Annotated in this window: 17 protein-coding genes; all 17 read right to left on the bottom strand. The window is 29.6% G+C overall.

The features are described from left to right. Positions 1-15 precede the first annotated feature (15 nt). Positions 16-192 (bottom strand): hypothetical protein, encoded by a 177-nt coding sequence (locus BFN48_RS12325; RefSeq protein WP_176718791.1) that lies wholly within the window; start codon positions 190-192, stop codon positions 16-18. A 57-nt stretch (positions 193-249) separates the two neighbouring features. Continuing rightward, the gene (gene yhbY / locus BFN48_RS02245; protein ID WP_069649240.1) at positions 250-540 is read right to left on the bottom strand and encodes a ribosome assembly RNA-binding protein YhbY; all 291 of its coding nucleotides are present in this window, start codon (positions 538-540) and stop codon (positions 250-252) included. 11 nt (positions 541-551) lie between these two features. Continuing rightward, on the bottom strand, positions 552-734 hold the full coding sequence (locus BFN48_RS02240) for a hypothetical protein (protein WP_069649239.1): 183 nt from the start codon (positions 732-734) through the stop codon (positions 552-554). A gap of 24 nt (positions 735-758) precedes the next feature. Then, the gene (gene obgE / locus BFN48_RS02235; RefSeq protein ID WP_069649238.1) at positions 759-2,039 is read right to left on the bottom strand and encodes a GTPase ObgE; all 1,281 of its coding nucleotides are present in this window, start codon (positions 2,037-2,039) and stop codon (positions 759-761) included. Between the two features lie 120 nt (positions 2,040-2,159). Beyond that, positions 2,160-2,918 (bottom strand): Spo0B domain-containing protein, encoded by a 759-nt coding sequence (locus BFN48_RS02230; protein WP_069649237.1) that lies wholly within the window; start codon positions 2,916-2,918, stop codon positions 2,160-2,162. 96 nt (positions 2,919-3,014) lie between these two features. Then, a complete protein-coding gene (gene rpmA, locus BFN48_RS02225) occupies positions 3,015-3,311 on the bottom strand; it encodes a 50S ribosomal protein L27 (RefSeq protein WP_427338995.1) in 297 nt (98 codons plus the stop codon). 2 nt (positions 3,312-3,313) lie between these two features. Further along, on the bottom strand, positions 3,314-3,661 hold the full coding sequence (locus BFN48_RS02220) for a ribosomal-processing cysteine protease Prp (protein WP_069649236.1): 348 nt from the start codon (positions 3,659-3,661) through the stop codon (positions 3,314-3,316). A gap of 8 nt (positions 3,662-3,669) precedes the next feature. After that, positions 3,670-3,981: a 50S ribosomal protein L21 gene (gene rplU / locus BFN48_RS02215; protein WP_069649235.1), complete on the bottom strand. Its 312-nt coding sequence runs from the start codon at positions 3,979-3,981 to the stop codon at positions 3,670-3,672. A 173-nt stretch (positions 3,982-4,154) separates the two neighbouring features. Further along, entirely contained in the window at positions 4,155-5,282 is a 1,128-nt protein-coding gene (locus tag BFN48_RS02210) for a glycerate kinase (RefSeq protein WP_069649234.1), read from the bottom strand. A 34-nt stretch (positions 5,283-5,316) separates the two neighbouring features. Further along, positions 5,317-6,822 (bottom strand): Rne/Rng family ribonuclease, encoded by a 1,506-nt coding sequence (locus BFN48_RS02205; protein WP_069649233.1) that lies wholly within the window; start codon positions 6,820-6,822, stop codon positions 5,317-5,319. A gap of 11 nt (positions 6,823-6,833) precedes the next feature. Then, positions 6,834-7,544, bottom strand: coding sequence for a TIGR03936 family radical SAM-associated protein (locus BFN48_RS02200; protein ID WP_069649232.1), 711 nt, complete (start codon positions 7,542-7,544; stop codon positions 6,834-6,836). Beyond that, the gene (locus tag BFN48_RS02195; protein ID WP_069649231.1) at positions 7,544-9,385 is read right to left on the bottom strand and encodes a TIGR03960 family B12-binding radical SAM protein; all 1,842 of its coding nucleotides are present in this window, start codon (positions 9,383-9,385) and stop codon (positions 7,544-7,546) included. Before BFN48_RS02195 ends, BFN48_RS02200 begins: the two co-directional genes overlap by 1 nt. 36 nt (positions 9,386-9,421) lie before the next feature. Beyond that, complete coding sequence (locus BFN48_RS02190; protein WP_069649230.1) at positions 9,422-10,306, bottom strand: site-2 protease family protein; 885 nt, start codon at positions 10,304-10,306, stop codon at positions 9,422-9,424. An 11-nt stretch (positions 10,307-10,317) separates the two neighbouring features. Further along, positions 10,318-10,995, bottom strand: coding sequence for a murein hydrolase activator EnvC family protein (locus BFN48_RS02185; protein WP_176718790.1), 678 nt, complete (start codon positions 10,993-10,995; stop codon positions 10,318-10,320). A gap of 183 nt (positions 10,996-11,178) precedes the next feature. Continuing rightward, on the bottom strand, positions 11,179-11,619 hold the full coding sequence (gene mgsA / locus BFN48_RS02180; protein ID WP_278287285.1) for a methylglyoxal synthase: 441 nt from the start codon (positions 11,617-11,619) through the stop codon (positions 11,179-11,181). Beyond that, entirely contained in the window at positions 11,609-11,896 is a 288-nt protein-coding gene (gene minE / locus BFN48_RS02175; RefSeq protein WP_278287284.1) for a cell division topological specificity factor MinE, read from the bottom strand. The genes mgsA and minE overlap by 11 nt, the downstream gene beginning before the upstream one ends. A gap of 18 nt (positions 11,897-11,914) precedes the next feature. Beyond that, positions 11,915-12,709, bottom strand: coding sequence for a septum site-determining protein MinD (gene minD, locus BFN48_RS02170; protein WP_069649227.1), 795 nt, complete (start codon positions 12,707-12,709; stop codon positions 11,915-11,917). Positions 12,710-12,713 lie beyond the last annotated feature (4 nt).

Below are 12,713 nucleotides of genomic sequence, written 5' to 3'. Positions count from 1 at the left end.
AAAGAGATTGGCTTATTATTCCAATCTCCCTTTTCCACTGTCATTCATGTTTCCTATATTTTTACTTATTAATCCAGGTGTATTTGGGAACTCGCCTACAACAACACCTGTAATATTTTGAGCTTCCTTTATTGCATTATCTGCAACAGTATTTTTCTTTACGTAATTTTTCTTATCCATTCTATTATCCATATATAACCCTCCCGTTTTTTCAATATTTTATCCAGGGTTATATATATTTATTCATATTTATGGAAGCTCAATTTTTTTGTTTTCTTTAGATTCTCTATATAAAACGAACTTATTTCCTATACTCTGTACAAACTCTGAATTAGTTAATCTCGCAATTTCATTAGCTGTCTCTTTTGTTTCTAATAAACTATTATTTAAAATTTTAACTTTAATAATTTCTCTAGCTTCTAAAGCATCATCTATTTGTTTTATTAAATTTTCAGATATACCATTTTTACCTATTTGAATAATTGGGTCTAAACCATTTGCTATACTTTTTAAATAACTTCTTTGTCTGCCTGTAAGCACCAAACCACTCCTTATACTTCTATTTCCTTCTTTGACTTTCTTCTATGAATTTCATAATCTTTGTTACCTTTTTTCCAGCCACTTCTAACTTTCTCTTGTGGTTTGTAATTAGAATTGATTACTATTTCTCCTTTTGCTATACAATAATATGTTGATTCGTTTAACTTACAATTTCCACAGTTAAAACACTCCATTTATTCTATTGCCCCTCCATCTCTTTAATCAAAAAATTCAAATTCATAACCACATATACTAACTATTTCACCATCTTTTATTCCTAACTTCTTCAATTCATCAACGATTCCCCTCTTTCTCATAACTTTTTGGAAATGCCTTAATGAATCTAAGTCATCAAAATTAGTTGAATTAATTAGTTTCTCTATTGGATCTCCTTCTACTATATATTTATCTCCCTCTTTCTTTACAATAACTTTATTTTTATTTTTATTTAATTCATAAAAATTAATATTTTCCACAACTTCAACTATTGGTTCTGGATCTCCAATTTCCTTAAGTTTATTCCATATTGCATACTTAAGCTCATCTAATCCCTTTGAAGTAGCAGCAGAAATTGGAATTAATTCGTAACCAAGTTTATCCATTTCTTCTTTAATCCTAGAAAAATTCTCTCTTGCCTGAGGTAAATCCATTTTATTAGCAACTACAATTTGAGGTTTGTCTGCAAGTTTAGGACTATATTTTTTTAATTCCTCATTTATTTTATGAAAATCTTCAATTGGATCTCTTCCTTCTAAACCAGATGCATCTATTAAGTGAACTAATAATCTCGTTCTCTCAACATGTCTCAAAAACTCATGTCCTAAACCTATACCCATATGTGCTCCTTCAATTAAACCTGGAATATCTGCTATAACAAAACTATTATCATCTGAAATTCTAACAACACCCAAATTAGGTGTCAAAGTTGTAAAATGATAATTTGCAATTTTAGGTCTTGCATCAGTTAAAGTGGATAACAACGTAGACTTACCTACATTAGGGAATCCTACTAATCCTACATCTGCTAAAAGTTTTAGTTCTAATGTTATCCATCTTTCTTCTCCCTTTTCACCTGCTTCAGCAAAACGAGGGGCCTGTCTTGTAGATGTAGCAAACTTAGCATTACCTCTACCACCACGTCCTCCTTTTGCAACAATAAATCTTTCTCCTTTTTTAGTAAGATCTGCTATAACAATACCCGTTTCTGTATCTTTTACTATAGTGCCTGGTGGAACTTTTAAAATTAAATCTTTACCTTTTTTACCATACTGTTTTTTAGATTTTCCGTTCTCACCATTTTCTGCCTTATAATGACGTTTATATCTAAAATCCATTAATGTCCTTATTCCCTCATCGACTTCTAAAATAACATTCCCACCATCTCCACCGTCTCCACCTGCTGGTCCTCCAGATGGCTCATACTTTTCTCTTCTGAACGCAACTGCTCCGTGTCCTCCATTTCCACCTTTTACAAAGATCTTTGCAACATCCACAAACATAACCATCATCCTTACTTAGATATTAATAATTTCATTATACCAATTCAATTAAATGTGTCAACTATATTTATATTATGAACAAATCTATACGAATTTATCTTAATCAAGATATAATTAAATCTATGTAGAAGTTAATTCAGTTATACCAACTAAGTCAAACCTATACCTCATGCAGTCATCACTAATATCAACATTCTGTAAAAACTCACTTTTAATTTCTAAATTAAACTTCCCTTTTATAATAAATTCAAGTTTATCTATATACTCAGAAATCTCTATATTTATTTCTCTATAATTATGTTTACTGCATTCCAAAATTTTATCTATAACATATTCTAAACTTTTTGTTATATTTGCTAAATTATCTACTTTACGATAAGAAACTTGATTAAAATTATTTACATTGAATATAAATATTATTCCATTATTATACGCCTCTTTAATTTTTCTTTCTAATAGTAGACAAATAGGTGTTATCGTTAATTTATATACCTTACTAATACTTAATGTTATTTGCGATAAATCATTAATTTTCTTAATTGCCATATCATATTTACCTAATTGTAAATATCCGTATATAACTTGCAAAACATTCATCCAATCATGACGTTGCTCTCTATTCAAATTTTTTAATTTCCTAGTAAATTCTCCTTGAATCTTTAATATATCTTTGCATCTTTCTTTACCAATACAAGACTTAAATTTGCTAAATTCACATATAGATAATATTTCAAACACAAAAATCAAAATTAAAATTAGAATTTGAGCAGTTTTATTAATAAAATAATTTGTCAAAATCAGACTAAGATATACAAATAATATTAATAAACTCAATATATTAAAAATTAACCCCTTATTACATCTAAATTTATTAATCAATTTAAATAGACACCCTCCCCCTTTTAACTTTACCACTGTAGTTATTTTATCACAAAGAATTATTTTGTTACAAAAAAACCTACCGAATTCGGTAGGTTATCTTGCTAAAGCTTCTTTTGGATAAACACTTACTTGTTTCTTATTTCTGCCTTTTCTTTCGAATTTAACTATACCATCAATTAAAGCAAATAGAGTATCGTCTCCGCCTCTTCCTACGTTATTACCTGGATGAATCTTAGTTCCTCTTTGTCTAACTAATATATTACCAGCTAGAACAAATTGTCCGTCAGCTCTTTTTACGCCTAATCTTTTAGATTCACTATCACGACCGTTTTTGGAGCTACCTACTCCTTTTTTATGAGCAAATAACTGTAGGTTCATCTTTAACATCATCTTTACACCTCCCCATATTCGAGAGTTAAGTAATCAGAATATTCTTCTAATAATCCTTTTATTCCAACTATCATAGTCTCAAATACTATGTCTGCCCTCAACCTTTTTTCTTTTGTTAAATTATCAGGTATAGTCACGCTTAAATGACCATTCTCTTCATCTATATAATATTTAATATCGCTTATATCTATCCCACAGACCTCATTTAGCGCAATAAGTGCTGTCTGAGATAATACAGATATAGCTGCACATACTATGTCTCTGCCATATTCATCATAACCTGCGTGACCATCTACTTTATACCCTATTATACTTCCTCTTTTGTTTTTATAAACAGTCACTCTTGTCATAATTAACACTATCCATTAATCTTTTCAATTACAACTTTAGTATATGGCTGGCGATGTCCTTGCTTTCTTCTGTAATCCTTCTTAGCCTTATACTTAAATACTATTATCTTTTTGCCTTTTCCATGTTCTACTATCTTTGCATCTACTGTAGCTCCTTCAACGAAAGGCTTTCCTATTTTTACTTCTTCACCGTTTGAAACTAATAAAACCTTATCAAACTTAACAACTTCTCCTTCGTTTCCAGCTACCTTTTCAATGAAAAGAGTATCTCCTTCTTGAACTCTGTACTGCTTACCGCCAGTTTCAATTACAGCGTACATTCCTTCACACCTCCTCTATCCTGTCTCGCCAATGCCAGGTACTAAGTTTTCAAACCTGCATTGTGCGGCTACCTACAAGTACAAATTCTATCAAATTCTTATCATTTTGTCAACCTGTAATTATTGTTATATATTATTTGTATGTAAAGTCATTGCTCTAGCATCTCTAACCATTACAAAATGAAAACCTTAACTATTTGACTTGTTGTATTTTTTATCCACTCAGAAGTATATTCAATCGCCTTTTCTAAAGTTGTTGGTTTTTGAATAATGCTAAAAACTGCATCTATCCCCTCATTTAACACTAAATTTGAATCATGTCCTAAAGTACCCGCAATAGCTATTACTGGTATACCCATTTTTTTTGCTTCTTTTGCAACTCCTATCGGCGTCTTGCCATTTACTGTTTGTCCATCTATTCTACCTTCACCAGTTATAACTAATTTTACTCCATTTAATTTTTCAGTAAAATTATTTGCTTCAAGTACTATTTTAATTCCTGGTAATAGCTTACCCCCTAAAAACGCAACAATTCCAGCACCTAGTCCTCCTGCAGCACCTGCTCCTGGTATATTCTGAACATCTATTCCTAACTGATTTTTAACAACCTCTGCAAAATGTTTTAGATTTCTATCTAATAATTTAACCATTTCTTCATCAGCTCCTTTTTGAGGAGCATAAACGAAAGCTGCTCCATTTGGACCATATAAAGGATTTGTTACATCACAAGCTACTTTAATCCTAGTTTTCAATATTCTTTTATCTAAACCGCTAATATCTATTTCCTTTATTCTAATTAATTCCTTCCCACCAAATCCTATTTCTTCGCCATTTTCATCTAAAAAGCGTATTCCTAAAGCTTGTGCCATCCCAACACCTGCATCATTAGTTGCACTACCACCTATACCAATAATTAATTCCTCTACTCCGAAGTCCAATGCATGTTTTATTAACTCACCAGTTCCATAAGTAGTAGTTATCATAGGGTTAGCTTTATCTTTAGGTACTAACGGCAAACCTGAAGCAGCTGCCATTTCAATTACTGCCCTTTTCCCATCACCTAAAACACCAAAAAAAGCATTTACAGGAGTTCCTAATGGACCAGTTACTTTTTTATAAATAATTTCACCTTTATTTGCATCTACTAAAGCTCTTACAGTTCCCTCACCACCATCTGCCATAGGTACTTTAATTACTTGTGCATTAGGTAAAACTTTTAATATGCCCTTTTCCATGCATTCTGCTACTTCAAGAGCTGTAAGGCTTCCTTTAAATGAATCAGGTGCAACTAATATTTTCACATCTTTCAACTCCTTATTTTGAAATAATCATTTGTTATTTGCTTTTTATATTTTCAAAAAGCACTTTTATATTTTCTAATTTACCCATACTTCTTATTTTAATTTCTTTTAAGCTAATACTATCTATATAATTTATAAAGATCTTAATTCCAAATTTATCTTCAATAAGTTTAATATTATTCTCAAATTTAGAATCTATCGTTTCTTTATAAGATATATTTAAGTCAAAAATAACAGCACTTGAATTCGTATGAATTTTTATTCTCTTTATTTCTTTTTCTATAAGATTTAGAATCGAGCTATCGGAAATAATTTTCCCTTTTCCTTCACAATGAGGACAATTTTTATAAAGTTTTGAAGATAATTTTTTTCTATCTTTTTTCCGAGTCATTTCTAATAACCCTAATCTAGTCATCCCTAATATTGTTGTTTTTACCTTATCTTTTTTTAGCTCATTTTCTAAACAATCAATAACATATTTTATGTCCTCACTATTTTTCATATCAATAAAATCTATAATAATTATACCACCTATATTTCTTAATCTTAATTGTTTAGCAATTTCCTTAGCAGCTTCAATATTTGTTTTCAAAACAGTATCTTTTAAATTAACACTTCCTACAAATTTACCTGTATTAACATCTATTGAGGTAAGAGCCTCTGTTTCATCTATTACTATGTATCCTCCACTTTTTAGCCATACTTTGCGTTCTAATGCATTTTTAATCATTGCTTCTATTCCAAAATGTTTAAAAATATCATAGCATTCGTCAAAATAATGTATTTTAGATTTCAAGTGAGGCATTGTTGCATCAATTAGTTCAGTAATGTTCTTATACTTTTCTCTATCATTAATAACTAATCTTTGTATATCATCACCAAAATAATCACGTACTACTCTATCTATCAAGTCTAATTCTTTATATATTAACCTAGGGGCATATCCTATTTTACCTTCTCTTTTTATTTTCTCATATAGTTTTATCAAAAACTCAATATCTCTGATAATTAAGCCCTCTTCTACACCAGCACTTGCTGTCCGTAATATAATTCCCATATTTTCTGGTTTGTTCTCTTCAACTATTTTCTTTAACCTATCTCTTTCCTCTTCCTCTATAATTTTTCTGGATATACCAATTTGATTTATTTCTGGCATCAAAACTACATATTTACCTGGTAAAGTAATATGAGTTGATATCCTTGGTCCTTTAGTCCCTATTGGCTCTTTTACTACTTGAACAAGCAACTCTTGACCAGGTTTTACAACATCTCTAATAGAAATATCCTTAAAACTTATATCTTCACTACCTAAAAGATCATTCGATATAGCATCCTTAACATATAAAAAAGCATTTTTGTCCAAACCAATATCTACAAAAGCAGCTTCCATACCTGGTAATACATTAACTACTCTACCTTTGTAAATATTACCAAGAAGTCTTTTATTCTCCTCTTCAACATATAATTCAACTAAATCTCCATTTTCCAAAATTGCTACTCTATTTTGATTTAATCCCATATCTATTATAATCTCAGCCATAAAATCTTCTCCTATTCACAATTTAAAGGTGAAACCAATTTACCATTCTTCTGAGAATATAACTCTAATCTATGGATTTTTACACTATCATCTACTATTTCTATATTCCCAATCCTTTTTATTACATCTATTATGTATTTAGGCTTCAAGTTACCTTTGCTACCTGATTTTAATGTTGTTCTGATAACAATCCTTTTATCTTCAATAACTAGTAATTTCAAATTTTTAATACTATTTCTTATATCAACTTCTTTTATTATCTCTTTTTTGTTTTTTATCTTAACTTTTTTTATATAAATCTCATCTTTTTTAAGAATTTCTTTTATACAATTTTCTATATCTTCTTTACTGATATCACCAGTTACATAAAATTCTATAACATAATCAGACCATTCTATTAGTGACATCAATGATTTACCTGCCTTTATATATTTACCAGAAAGAATTCTGACCCCTTTAGGTAATACATCATTAAGCCTGTTAATAAACTCATCTCTATCAAGATCATTTTCTAATTCAACATCCATATATTCTCCATCACTTGTTACCCCAATTGGAAGGGCTGTAGCTAATGAAAATTTTGGATGTGGATTAAAACCCTGACTATATCTTATTGGTATATCCGCTCTTCTAAAAGCTCTTTGGAATAATCGCATCAAGTCTAAATGTGAAATATATTTCATCTCATCATTTTTTGAAAATTTTACTCTAATTGTACTCATCAGCAAACACCACCTGTAAAACTAATATTAATACCACATCCAGTGCAGCCTTTTCTGCAATCCCTAGTTAATATACCTTCTTTAGCTTTTTCATTTTCCTTAATCAAGTATTTTTTGGAAACTCCTACATCAATAAAATCCCAAGGTAATACTTCATCATATTCTCTATGTCTGTTTGCATAAAAGCTTGGGTCAATTTCTGTTTCTCTAAAGGCTTCCTTCCATTTTTCATAATTAAAGTAATCAGCCCATCCGTCAAACTTACAGCCTTTTTGCCATGCTATTATTAAAGCTTTTGACAATCTTCTATCTCCTCTGGCAAAAACAGCTTCCAGAAAACTTAATTCTGGGTCATGAAAATTGTAAGTAATCTTCTTATCTTTTATACTACTTCCTAAATATCTTTGTTTCTCTTTAAATGTTTCAATAGTATCTTGACCAAACCATTGGAAAGGTGTAAATGGTTTTGGAACAAAACATGATGTGCTAACTGTCACTTTTAAATTCCCTTTTCTCTTATCCTTAGGCAATCCAAAATAAGTATCTTTAACCTTATAAGCTAAATCTTTTATTCCAAGAATATCGTCATAATTTTCATATGGAAGTCCTATCATAAAATACAACTTTACAGTAGACCAACCTAAATAAAAAGCATCTCTTACTGAATTTATTAAATCTTCTTCATTTATACCTTTGTTTATTATATCTCTAAGTCTTTGACTGCCAGCTTCTGGAGCAAAAGTAAGTCCTGTTTTACGAACCTTCTGTATCTCCTGAATTATATCAAGAGAAAAAGAATCAAGCCTTAAAGATGGTAATGAAAGGCCTATCTTTTTATCTTTAAACTTATCAATTAGACTCTTTACTAATTCTTCAAGTTTTGAATAGTCGCTTGTTGATAATGAAGATAAAGAAATTTCTTCATGACCTGTTATTTCAACTAATTTTTGTGCATAATCTAATAACCTATCTACACTTCTTTCCCTTACAGGTCTATATATCATTCCTGCTTGACAAAATCTACATCCTCTAGTACATCCTCTAAAAATCTCTAACATTACCCTATCATGTACTGTCTCAATATATGGAACTATAACTCTATCTGGAAAATAAACTTCGTCTAAATTCTTAATTATTCTTTTCTTTATTACACTAGGATATTTATCTGTTTTTGGTCTGAATTCTTTTATAGTACCGTCTTGATTATATGTAACTTCATAAAACTTTGGCACATATACCCCTTGAATTTGGCTTACATCTTCTAAAAATTCTTCTCTAGTCCTATTATTTTCTTTCCACTTTTTATATATTTCGATTATTTCTAATATCAATTCTTCTGATTCACCAATTACAAAAAAATCAATTATATCAGCTAAAGGTTCAGGATTGTAAGCACATGGCCCACCAGCTATGATAAATGGATCTCCTTCTTTCCTGTCTTTAGAAAGCAAAGGTATATGAGCTAAATTAAGCATATTCAAAACATTAGTATAACTCATTTCATACTGCAATGTAAAACCAACAAAGTCAAATTCATTTATTGGATCTTTACTTTCTAAAGCATAAAGTGGAATATTATACTTTCTTAGTTCATGCTCCATATCAACCCATGGTGCAAATACTCTTTCACAGAATACATCTTCCTCTTTATTTAAGAGATTATATAATATATGTAGTCCAAGATGTGACATGCCAACCTCATAAATATCAGGAAAAGCAAAAGCAAACCTCACCTTTACTTCTTTTGTATTTTTGTTATAGCTGTTTATTTCATTACCAATATATCTTGCTGGTTTTTCAACTCTTGAAAGAATTTTGTCTAGTGTATCTTTATTTATCATCTCATCACCCTTACTATCAAAATGTCTAAATATATTCTACCACTTTTCCTTTTTATTTAGTAGCTTTTCTATAGTTATATCATAACCATATTTAATTACTCCCTCTAAAATTTGTTTCTCGTAAAGTGTTCCAATCACATTACCTCCCCTATCTATTACAATTATTATGTGATACTTATTAGGAAGGAAATTCTCAATAACTGATTTTATTTTCATATCATTTAAACAAATAATATGTTGTACTTTATATATACCAGTTTCTGACACTTTCTGATTTTTACAAATTATTTGCTTTAGGAAAATAAAAACTGCCATGTCTTTTTCTTTTTTGGCAGCTATAATTATAAAGATAAAAAATAGAATCAAATAAATGCCATACACATTTCTAATAAAAAATACTGCACCAATAAGAATCATGATTATAGATATTATATAAGTAAATTCTAAAACACATAATGTAGCTTTTTTAATTCCTAATTTTAAAGATAATATCGCTCTAAGTATTCTGCCACCATCTAAAGGCAAAATTGGTAGCAAATTGATAAAAGCTAAAATCATATTAGTTTTAATAAGTAAAACAATAATTTGATTTTCAAATAAGTATTTTTTTATAAATATCAAAACAACCGCTAATAAAACATTTATAGCTGGTCCAATAACAACTACCTTAATTTCCTTTAATGGTTCTGTACCAATTAACCCCTCTATCCTTGCAACCCCTCCAAATGGAAATAGTTCAACACAATTCACTTTAAAACCTAATTTAAATGCTAAATAAACATGAGCAAGTTCATGTATTAAAACAGAAAAAAATATTATAATCACTTCACTAAAATACCCAAGTATAAAATATAACACAAAAAGTATAAATAATAAATAATTTATTTTTATTTTAAATTGACCAAAACGAAAGATTGTCATTTAATCCCCCATTAATTATTTAAATTACTAATACTTACACTTATATAATCTAATGGATTTACAGGAGCATTATCTTTCCATATTTCAAAATGCAGTATTTTATCTCCATTACTATCTTCTTTTAATGTCCCTAACACCTCTCCTTTAGTTATTTTCTGACCTACTTTTACATATATATTGTCTAAATGTGCATAAACAGCATCTATTTCACCAAAATCAGCTCGGATACATTCTCCCAAAATTTTATCTTTATAAATTTCACTTATAATCCCTTCACCAATTGAGTAAATGTTTTTATCATTTGAAAGTATATCTACACCTCGGTGAAAAATAGTTGCATCTCCTTTCTTGATTTGACCAAATTTTTTATAAACTATGCCTGTAGTAGGAGTAAAATATGAGCCTACCTTTACGTCATCTTGATACTTAAAAACTGAAGTTACTTTATCTAATTCTTCACTACTTCCTTTTGCATACTTTAGCATCTTATAACCCAATTTTTTGAAATCATAATCATATTTTACTGTATCTTGAACTAATCGAATAGCATCATTGGTAAAACTTGTATTAAAAGATTTTATAAGAATTATTAGAAGTATAATTATTATACTAACTAACAGTTGATAAAACAGCTTTTTATAACTACTTTTCTGTTTTGCTCTGTATACGTAATCTCTTTTAACTCTCATAGGAAAAAGTTTAAAAATAAGTTTTCGTTTTCCCATATATTTCATCCCCTAAATATTGAATTTACTATATTATTATTTTTTTTAATACTTTTTTATTACAAATAATAGTTTGCTTACAGATTAATTAACTTTAAGTTTTTTGTATAAAAATTTTTAAAAAAATAAAGGCGACAAAAGTCGCCTTTAATATTTATTAACAATCTTTCTCCAGTCCATATCTCCTCTTTGCATTGATTTTATTAACAATTCAGCAGTAGCTATATTAGTAGCTAAAGGAATTCCGTGTACATCACACAATCTCATTAATGCTAGAATGTCTGGTTCATGAGGTTGAGCTGTTAATGGATCTCTGATAAATATAACCATATCTATTTCATTATTAGCTACTAAAGCCCCTATTTGTTGGTCCCCACCTAAAGGTCCAGATAAAAATCTATGGATATCGAGACCTGTAGCTTCATTTATAAGTTTTCCAGTAGTTCCTGTAGCATATAGCTTATGATTTTTTAAAATATCTTTATAAGCTAATGCAAAATTAACTATTTGTTTTTTCTTTTTATCATGTGCTATTAACGCTATTTTCATAAGTTCTCCAACCCTTCTTTTCTTATGTTTATTTTTCAATTGCCTTTTCCTTCATTTTTATAATTGGTATGTTGGCTACTAAAGCAGGTATAGGGGAATTGTCACTTTCCCTTCTTGTACGTGTTAATTTAATGTCTAATCCTTCTTCATCTATATCCATATAATCTGATATCACTCTTATTATATCACCTTTTATCATTTCTAAAAAGCGTGGAGATACATTAGCTCTATCATGAATAAGAACTAACTTCAATCTCTCTTTTGCAACCGTTTTGCTGTTTACTTCATTCTTCCCAAATAATTTTAGCAAATCCAAAACAATACCCCCTTACTACTATTTTCCGAATATCAACTTCTTAAGCTTAGACAACATACCATCATCTACTTCTAAATCTAGTAATGGTACTTCTTCTCCTAGAATTCTCTTTGATATATTTCTGTATGCTTTACCAGATAAAGCTTTTTCATCACCAACTACTGGTTCACCTTTATTAGTAGATATAACAATTGCTTCATCATCAGGTACAACACCAAGCAATTCTATTGCTAAAATGTCAATCATATCGTCGATATTCATCATATCTCCTCTTTTTACCATATCCTGTCTAATTCTATTTATAATTAGTTTAGGGTTATGTAATCCTTTGGCTTCTAAAAGACCTATTATTCTATCTGCATCTCTTACAGCTGAAATTTCTGGTGTTGTTACAACAATAGCTTTATCTGCTCCAGCAATAGCATTTTGGAAACCTTGTTCTATTCCTGCAGGACAATCTATCAAAACATAGTCAAACATTTCTTTTAAATCTTCGCATAATTCCTGCATCTGCTCTGGAGTTACTGCTGTCTTATCTTTTGTCTGTGCTGCTGGTAGTAAATACAGCCCATCATATCTTTTATCTTTTATTAACCCCTGCTTTAGCCTACAAACTTTCTCTACAACATCAACAATATCATAAACTATTCTATTTTCAAGCCCCATAACAACATCTAAATTCCTCAATCCAATATCTGCATCTACTACAACAACTTTTTTTCCATTCATTACAAGTCCTGCTCCTAAATTAGCTGTTGTTGTAGTCTTACCAACTCCACCTTTACCTGAAGTTATTACAATCACTTCTCCCATTTTT

Source organism: Caloranaerobacter ferrireducens (assembly GCF_001730685.1).
Classification (GTDB): Bacteria; Bacillota; Clostridia; order Tissierellales; family Thermohalobacteraceae; genus Caloranaerobacter; species Caloranaerobacter ferrireducens.
This window is presented reverse-complemented; position numbering and strand designations above follow the sequence as displayed.

Bases quoted from the DNA above. Each gene is read 5' to 3' on its own strand.
- BFN48_RS12325 (WP_176718791.1), bottom strand. From the start codon at position 192: ATGGATAATAGAATGGATAAGAAAAATTACGTAAAGAAAAATACTGTT.
- BFN48_RS02240 (WP_069649239.1), bottom strand. From the start codon at position 734: ATGGAGTGTTTTAACTGTGGAAATTGTAAGTTAAACGAATCAACATAT.
- obgE (WP_069649238.1), bottom strand. From the start codon at position 2,039: ATGTTTGTGGATGTTGCAAAGATCTTTGTAAAAGGTGGAAATGGAGGA.
- rpmA (WP_427338995.1), bottom strand. From the start codon at position 3,311: ATGATGTTAAAGATGAACCTACAGTTATTTGCTCATAAAAAAGGAGTA.
- BFN48_RS02220 (WP_069649236.1), bottom strand. From the start codon at position 3,661: ATGACAAGAGTGACTGTTTATAAAAACAAAAGAGGAAGTATAATAGGG.
- rplU (WP_069649235.1), bottom strand. From the start codon at position 3,981: ATGTACGCTGTAATTGAAACTGGCGGTAAGCAGTACAGAGTTCAAGAA.
- BFN48_RS02205 (WP_069649233.1), bottom strand. From the start codon at position 6,822: ATGGCTGAGATTATAATAGATATGGGATTAAATCAAAATAGAGTAGCA.
- BFN48_RS02200 (WP_069649232.1), bottom strand. From the start codon at position 7,544: ATGAGTACAATTAGAGTAAAATTTTCAAAAAATGATGAGATGAAATAT.
- BFN48_RS02195 (WP_069649231.1), bottom strand. From the start codon at position 9,385: ATGATAAATAAAGATACACTAGACAAAATTCTTTCAAGAGTTGAAAAA.
- BFN48_RS02190 (WP_069649230.1), bottom strand. From the start codon at position 10,306: ATGACAATCTTTCGTTTTGGTCAATTTAAAATAAAAATAAATTATTTA.
- BFN48_RS02185 (WP_176718790.1), bottom strand. From the start codon at position 10,995: ATGAGAGTTAAAAGAGATTACGTATACAGAGCAAAACAGAAAAGTAGT.
- minD (WP_069649227.1), bottom strand. From the start codon at position 12,709: ATGGGAGAAGTGATTGTAATAACTTCAGGTAAAGGTGGAGTTGGTAAG.